The sequence below is a fragment of the Bradyrhizobium sp. Ce-3 genome, assembly GCF_022835695.1.
Taxonomy (GTDB): domain Bacteria; phylum Pseudomonadota; class Alphaproteobacteria; order Rhizobiales; family Xanthobacteraceae; genus Bradyrhizobium.
On the sequence record NZ_BQUV01000052.1, the window covers coordinates 1 to 359 of the forward strand.

At 58.8% G+C, this 359-nt stretch carries 1 pseudogene; it reads right to left on the reverse strand.

Annotated elements, in window-relative coordinates:
- Nucleotides 1-359 (reverse strand): annotated as a pseudogene (locus BRSPCE3_RS35790) (EAL domain-containing protein); the annotation flags it as partial.

Sequence of the window (359 nt, forward strand, 5' to 3'; positions counted from 1 at the left end):
GGTTTCGAAGATGATCCGATTGATGGGAAAGCCGAATTTTTCGGCCGCCTCAAACGTCGTGCGGATACATGCGGCAGGCTGATACACCGCGTTCGGCATGAAATTGATGGATAGGAAGGTGTCCATTCCGATCCCGGCCGCCTGCTCAATTGCGGTGGTGCGGCACCGTTGGTCAAACCGGTAACGGCTTGCTTCGTCCACTTGCGTCAGCACCGATGCGGCAGGCTCTCCGTTGGGTCCGCGTACCAGCGCTTCGTGTGCGTAAGCGTCGCCCGTGCGCAGATCCACGATCGGCTGAAATGCGAAGGCCATCTCGATAGAGGTGCCATCATTGGAGTTGCATCCGGAGCAGCGCCTGT